This window comes from Dietzia sp. E1, assembly GCF_014145015.1.
Classification (GTDB): Bacteria; Actinomycetota; Actinomycetes; order Mycobacteriales; family Mycobacteriaceae; genus Dietzia; species Dietzia cinnamea_A.
This window is the reverse complement of the sequence record NZ_JAALDU010000161.1, coordinates 1-6,761: the sequence shown is the minus strand read 5'-3', so window position 1 is coordinate 6,761 and position 6,761 is coordinate 1. Positions and strand designations below refer to the sequence as shown.

Genomic DNA, 6,761 nt, shown 5'->3' with positions numbered 1-6,761 from the left:
GGCGCCGCCTGGGGCGCGGACCGCCACGACCGTGTCGCCGACGATGTCCAGGTCGACCACGCGACCGTCGACCAGTCGCACCCCGGCGATGCGGTCGACCTGCCGCGGGTGCTCCGTCGTACCGGGGGCGGCGGCGCGCGCCGGTGCCCACTGCGCCGGCGCAGGTGTTTGGGCCAGATTCGGGGCCGGGGTCGTAGGCGCGGCGGCCCCGCGCTGGAGGGTGAGTATGTCCACGGACCCTGTTCTCCTGCTCTGCCGAACGGTCCCGCGGCGGCCGCTGGAGTAGCGCTTGTCATTCCGAGCCGGACGCGGGATATTGACCTCGTCAATAACGCTGAGTCTGGTGGTTCCGTGTTGCCGGGCGATTACCTCGTGGTTCCGGTGTGTAACCGACTCGCCCGTCCACCGCCCGCCAGACCGCCAGACCGCCAGACCGCCAGACCGCCAGGAGGACAGATGAGCACCGCTCGAGGCGACGGCCAGGAACGCCTCGGCGCGCGCATCCGTCACCACCGCCGCCAGCTCGGACTAACGCTCGTCGAGGTAGCGGGTCAAGCCGGGATCTCGCAGCCGTTCCTGAGCCAGATCGAGCGGGGCAAGGCCGCCCCGAGCATGGCCACGCTCGAGGGCTTGGCCCACGCACTCGGCACCACGCAGGCCCACTTGTTGGAAGCGGTCAGCTCCACCACTGACCCCGCAGCGGGCCCCGGCTCCCCCGATCGCGGCGTGGACATTCGTCGCGCCACAGAGGGGGCTGTGCTCACCCGCTCGGAAGGCACCGTCGGCGGACACACCCGCCTCCTCCCCGGCGGCCCGAACGGTACCCAGTTCCTCGAGTTCGTCGAAACCAACCACGTCCCCGGCCGGTTCTTCGAGCACCCCGGCGACGAGTGGCTCTACGTCACCCGCGGCACCATCCTGCTCGACGTCGGCGGCGCGACGAGCCGACTCGACGTCGGCGACGTGGCCCGTTACGACGGCACCCTGCCCCACCGCTGGTATGTCCCCCAGGGCGAGCAGGCCTGCCTCATCGTGGCCAGGCCCGGCTGAGGGCACCGGTCCGGCCGCATGCCTCACCACCCCACGCCCGCACGCCTCAGCACCCCAGGCGCTCGGGGTCGCCCGGTCGCCCGAGGCCGCGACCTGGGGTGCCCTGCACACCGCGAGCAGGGCACCCCAGGTCGGACCCTTGGGCAGGGCTGCGGCATGCCCCAATCCGCCGACGCACCTACCGAGTGGTCGCGACACGGCCCTCCCCTGCCGCGCCACCCGCCGGGAAACCTCGGCGACATTCTGACCTGGGGTGCCCTGCGCGGCGTCCGCAGGGCACCGCAGGTCAGCGCACGCACGCGCCATTTCGGCGGTCCGTCTGACAGGGTCCGGTCGAGCCCGCTCCGGCCGATGCCGCCAGACTATGTCGTACCTCGAACATAGTGTCGAATCATGGCTACGAAAGACACGCGCGCGTCCGAGTCAGAGGGACAGCACCGGGACCGACCGAGCCGAGCCGGCGAGGAGAGCCCCGCAGTCCATCCCGGCCCCGAGGACACCGGGGACCCGCCCTTTCCTCCACCGGGGTTCCGCACCGCGACCGGGCCCGAGTTGGAGGTCATCGTGCCCGACGCCTTCAGCGAGTGGGACGTCAACCAGCGACACGGCTACCTGGCGCAACGAGTCATCAACGCCGCCGAGGGCCGCTCGCTCGCCTTCGCCTACGACTGCGTGCAACTCGCGGGCGATCGAGACCGGTACCGCGATCCCTGGGAAACGGCGGCCTCCATGCTCGGCGTCTCGATGGGTATGTCTCGCCACCGGGCGACCAGGCTCGTCACCACTGCCGTCGAGCTCACCGAACGGCTCCCCCGCACCGCGGCGCTGGTGGCGACCGGGTGGATCGGGCTCCTCGCAGCCCACACCATCGCCGAGGAGACGGCGATGGTCGCCGACCACCTGATGCCGGAGCTCGACCGGAGGATTAGCGAGGGGCTGGCCCCCACGAGACGCCGCACCCATCCGCCCCGGCCCGGGCCCCTGCGCAAGATGCTCGGAAAGACGGTCCGGGCCTGCGATCCGGTGGGGGCCGACGCCCGGGCCCGCCAGGCGCGGCAGGACGAGGACGTGGAGATGATCCCGCTGGCCGACGACCGGGCACTCATCTCCGCCACTCTCACCGCGGAATCGGCTGTGGAGATCGCGGACCGTATCGAGGCCATCGCCCGGACCGCCTCGAAGGACGATCCACGGTCGATCGGGCAACTCCGTGCCGCCGGGTTGCTGGCCCTCAGCCGCGGGTGGGCCTGTCTGCCCGATCCCGACGGCGAGCATCCCACCGACCCAGAGGCCCGCACCGCCGCACGGCGCGTGATCATCAACGCCTACGACGACGGCACCCCGGACAACCGCGGCGTGACGCTGGCTGGATACGGCCCCGTCACCGGCCACACCGCCGACGAACTCGAGCGCAGCGCCCGCCGCAGGATCGATTCCCTCGCGGACCTGGCCGACCCCGACTCCGACGCCGCCCTCCGATACACCCCCTCGGAAGCCCTCGCACGTTTCTGTCGGGGGCGCGACGGCACCTGCGTCTTCCCAGGATGTCAGACGCCCGCCGAGAAATCGGACCTCGATCACATCATCCCGTTCGACCACGACGATCCAGACCGGGGTGGCCACACCACATCCGATGACCTGGGATCACTGTGCCGATGCCATCACCGACTCAAGACCGACGGCATCTGGGCGTACTACCGAGACGTGGACGGCACCTACATCTGGATGCACGGGCGGAACCATCCGGACCCGGACCCCGGCACCCGCGTCGCGAGTCAGCCCACCGGGCCACTGGCGGGTCTCGCCGCGCCGCGGCATTCCGAGTCCAGTCACCGACAGCAGGAGGCCGCCGAAGCGGGCCGGACCGGCAGCGGTTCAGCGATCGCGCGGCGGCGGCCGCACCTGCGGCACCGGCGCGCTGCTGACCGCCGCCGGTTCCGCGCGATGGCCGAGACCGAACGACAGCGTCCTCGTCGGGAGCCCGAGATTAGACCACCCGGACCGGTCGACGATGTCCCGCCACCCTTCTGAGGCCATCGCGATGTCAGTACCTCGGCCGGGTGGGATACGGTCCGTCCGCGGGGCCGTGCGGGCCGACCGTGTGCACCTCGCGGAACTCGAAGTCGGCGAAGTCGGAGGCCAGGCGACCCCAGTTCTCCCGGGTGATCGCCGTCGTGACGGTCCCCGCGATCCGGCTGATCCCGCCGTAGATCCCCGAGAGTTGGTTGCCGGTGACCCCCATCGAGGTGCGTGCGCCGGTGGAGAAGTGGTGCAGCCGCGTGATCCACGGCGCGGTCCCCGGGTGTCGCTCGGTGAACTCGAAACCCGGCCCGAGGTAGGGGCTGCGGCCCGCGGGGTGGTCCGCGGCGAAGTCGTGGACGTCCGCCCACAGCGCGATGTCGTCGACGAACTCGGACAGTTCCGGGCGACGCCGCAGGTCGACCTCGTATCCGGTGGCGCTGATCACGACGTCGGCACGGACACGGCCGGCGTGGGTGTCGATCGCAAGCTCGCTCCCGCCCGCGCCGTCGTCGACCACCTCGACGCCGTCCCACCCGCAGCCGGTGTGCAGGGCGAAGTCGGGGTGGGCGAAGCAGCGCCACACCGTGTGCTGGGTGGGCGGCTGCGGCAGACCGCCGCTGAGGAGGGTGAAGTCCCACTTGGCCCGGTCGTCCAGGTCGTAGAAGCGTTCCTGCATCCCGGGGAACTCCATCCAACGCAAGGGGTTGGAGCCGGGGACGGTCTCGCGGCGCAGGAACACGTCCGCACGCGCGGCACCGTGGTCCAGCGCGGTGGCAGCGTTGTCGAATCCCGAGGCCCCGCCACCGAGGACGGCCACCCGCAGGCCGCGCAGGGCGTCGAAGTCGATCGGATCCTCGGTGTGGAACCACCGCTCGCGTGGCAGCGACCGGACGACACCCGGCACGCGCTGCCCGCCGCCGCCGGCCAACCCGAGCGAGAAGACGATCCGCCGCGCGGTCACCGACGTGCCGGCCGCATTGCCGCCCGTGCCAGCGCCCGTCAGCTCCACGGTGAAGGGGCCGTCCGGCGTCGTGGGCCGGTGTACGGCGGTCACCCGAGTGTGGTGGCGAACCGTGAGGCCGGTGATGTCGCGATACCACCGCAGGTAGTCGTTCCAGTCCAGCCGCGGCACGAGGTCGATCTCCGCCCACGCCTCCTCGCCGTAGACGGCCTCGAACCACCGGCGGACGTGCAGCGACGGGACGTCGAACTCGATGCCGCGCATGTGCTTGGGGCTCCGCAGAGTGTGCATGCGGGCGTAGCGATCCCAGCAGCCCACGCGGTCCGCCGGGCCGTCGTCCACCACGAGGACGCGGTCGATGCGTTGGCGCCCCAGCGCGAACGCGGTTCCCAGCCCGGCCTGACCGCCGCCGATGACGAGGACGTCCAGGTCGGGCGAGCTGTCGTCGCGGGGGATCCAGTCGCGGACGTGGCTGGTGGTCTCGATGTCCTCGCGCACGCGCGCGGCGAGCCGCGCCAGTCGGGCGTCGGCGTCGGGCAGGCGACGGGACCCGGTCGCGTGGTCGAGCTGGGGGATCTCGGAGATCACGGAGGTCATGGACATCTCCTGTGGCGTCTGGCCCGGGGCTTCCGGGCGTACCCGGGTCCTGTGCCCGGGCGGACGCCGCGTCGCTGCCTGACTGATGACTCGACCTCCGGGGCGTCGGTCGCCCGGCGACCGGGTCGGCGGGGCCGACCGCACCGTCGCGGTGTCGATCCTGATTCTGGCAGCGCCGCTTTTCGGTGGTGTTACGGCGCCGTGAGGCCGGTGTGGCGGCGGTGGTCACCGCCCAGCCGACGGCCCGTGGACAGCCGGGGCCGCGGAGAGGAGTGGGTGCGCTGCCGCGCGGACTCTGGCTGCCTCTCGGACCGCCGCGGTGTTGGCCTTGCCGTGACGGGAGCCGGCGAGCTTCGCGGCGATGTGGTCTCGGACCGTGACGGGGTCGTAGGCGTCCCCGCCCGGGCCGGCGAACTCGGGCAGGGTCTCTACGACGGCGTCGACGTTCCCGTCGTGGAAGAACGCGGCCGAGCGGCGGCGCATGATCCGGCCGTCGACGACGGGCGGGGCGACGCGGTGCAGGGTCGACATCCACCGGTCGTTGGTGAGGCGGGCGGTGAGGTCCCCGAGATTGACCAGCAGGCCGCCCTCGACGGGCTGCACGTCATGCCAGACCCCGCCGGGGCCGAGAACCTGCAGGCCCGCGACCCTGTCGGCCCAGAGGACGGTGACGAGGCCGAAGTCGGTGTGCTCGCCCATCCCGCGGAGGTCGCCGTCGAGGGTGACCGGCCCCTCGTCGAGGGCATAATTGACCATGCGGAGGACGTCGATCGAATGGTCGGTGAGCCGGTCGAACAGCTCCGGCGGCTGGCCCAGGGCATCGGCGAAGACCCGCGTGAGCACGCGCGCGACGCGGGACGCCTCGCTGAAGTAGGTCTCGACGCGTTCGCGGAAGTGCGCTACCTCGGGCCAGACGTTGATGCCGTAGTCGTCCTCCGACAGCCCCAGTCCGGTGAACGAGCGAGCCTCCACACCGACGTTGAACGCCTCGAAGAAGTCGTTCATCCGGTCGGCGGACTCCACCCCCAGGCTGAGACTGAGGGATTCGCTCTTCGGCGGGCTGTACCCGCGGTTGGCGCCGGCCACGCGGTAGGCCTTCTTCGTCTCCAGCGGCAAGGCGAAGAAGTCGTCGATAGCGCCCGCCAGTCCGTCGATCACCTCCGGTGGGATGCCGTGACCGACGATCTGGATGAATCCGACCGTCGAGCACGCGTCGTCGATCTCGCGGGCGACGCGGGTTCGATCGTCGGCGGTCCCCTCGGCGGCCCCCTCGTCAGACCCGGTGGCGACGTACGGCGTCAGGTCCACGATCGGTACGTGGAAGGCGGTCTGGTCGGGGACGGTCTGGTCGGGGACGGTCCGGCCGAGAGTCTGGTCGGGGACGGTCTGGTCAGTGGTCATGTGTTTCCTCCCGGAAGTGCGTCGGTGGTGTCGGTCGAAGGCAGGGGGGGCGACGGCGGCGACGGCGGCGACGGCGGCGACGGCGGCGACGGCGACGGCGGGTCAGGCGCCGGGACAGCAGAACTCGGCGCGCGACGGTGGATCGACGTGTCCATCTCCACCAGTCGCGCGCCGGTGCCGCCCCTGCGGTGGGCCACCAACTCGGCGGCGATCGACAGGGCGGTCTCGGCAGCAGTACGGGCGCCGAGGTCGAGACCGATCGGCGCGGAGAGTCGGCTCAACTCGGCCTCACTCACGCCGAGTTCGGAGAGCCGCGCGACCCGCTCGGCGTGGGTCCGTCTGCTGCCCATCGCACCCACGTACCCAGCGGCGGTGTTCAGGGCCGCGAGCAGCAGCGGGATGTCGAACTTCGGGTCGTGCGTCAGGACGCAGATCGCCGTGGTGGCGTCCACCGGGGTCCGCCGCAGGAACTCGTCCGGCCAGCACCGGACGACCTGTTCCGCGGCGGGGAACCGCCCGGCCGCGGCGAAAACCGGCCTCGCATCGCACACCGTCACCCGGTATCCCAGCCCCGCCCCCAGTGGGACCAGCGCCTCGGCGAACGCGGTCGCGCCGAACACCAGCAACCGCGGGGCCACGAGCGGGTGCACGAACACGCGACTCGCCCGCCCGGCGATCTCGGCGGGCACCACCGCCGGTCCCGCGGCGCCGGCGTCCGCCGCCGCCATCG

At 72.0% G+C, this 6,761-nt stretch carries 5 protein-coding genes and 1 pseudogene; 2 read left to right on the top strand and 4 right to left on the bottom strand.

The window, feature by feature from the left end; all coding sequences use genetic code 11:
* A pseudogene (locus tag G6030_RS06755) lies at positions 1-234 on the bottom strand (hypothetical protein); the annotation flags it as partial.
* A 222-nt stretch (positions 235-456) separates the two neighbouring features.
* Here G6030_RS06755 and G6030_RS06750 point away from each other — a divergent pair.
* Positions 457-1,050, top strand: coding sequence for an XRE family transcriptional regulator (locus G6030_RS06750; RefSeq protein WP_063973696.1), 594 nt, complete (start codon positions 457-459; stop codon positions 1,048-1,050).
* 393 nt (positions 1,051-1,443) lie between these two features.
* Positions 1,444-3,081, top strand: a complete 1,638-nt coding sequence (locus G6030_RS06745) for an HNH endonuclease signature motif containing protein (RefSeq protein ID WP_182642613.1) — start codon at positions 1,444-1,446, stop codon at positions 3,079-3,081.
* A 13-nt stretch (positions 3,082-3,094) separates the two neighbouring features.
* On the opposite strand, the gene G6030_RS06740 is transcribed toward G6030_RS06745, so the two are convergent.
* The 3 genes from G6030_RS06740 to G6030_RS06730 all read right to left on the bottom strand — a co-directional run.
* Positions 3,095-4,630 (bottom strand): NAD(P)-binding domain-containing protein, encoded by a 1,536-nt coding sequence (locus tag G6030_RS06740; protein WP_241724216.1) that lies wholly within the window; start codon positions 4,628-4,630, stop codon positions 3,095-3,097.
* Between the two features lie 225 nt (positions 4,631-4,855).
* The gene (locus G6030_RS06735) at positions 4,856-6,031 is read right to left on the bottom strand and encodes an isopenicillin N synthase family oxygenase (protein ID WP_182642611.1); all 1,176 of its coding nucleotides are present in this window, start codon (positions 6,029-6,031) and stop codon (positions 4,856-4,858) included.
* The coding region (locus G6030_RS06730; RefSeq protein ID WP_182642610.1) for an XdhC family protein at positions 6,028-6,761 on the bottom strand (734 nt) is incomplete at its 5' end. The genes G6030_RS06730 and G6030_RS06735, both read right to left, overlap by 4 nt.

Excerpts from the sequence above, each read along its gene's own strand:
- G6030_RS06740 (WP_241724216.1), bottom strand. The coding sequence starts at position 4,630 with ATGACCTCCGTGATCTCCGAGATCCCCCAGCTCGACCACGCGACCGGG.
- G6030_RS06750 (WP_063973696.1), top strand. The coding sequence starts at position 457 with ATGAGCACCGCTCGAGGCGACGGCCAGGAACGCCTCGGCGCGCGCATC.
- G6030_RS06735 (WP_182642611.1), bottom strand. The coding sequence starts at position 6,031 with ATGACCACTGACCAGACCGTCCCCGACCAGACTCTCGGCCGGACCGTC.
- G6030_RS06745 (WP_182642613.1), top strand. The coding sequence starts at position 1,444 with ATGGCTACGAAAGACACGCGCGCGTCCGAGTCAGAGGGACAGCACCGG.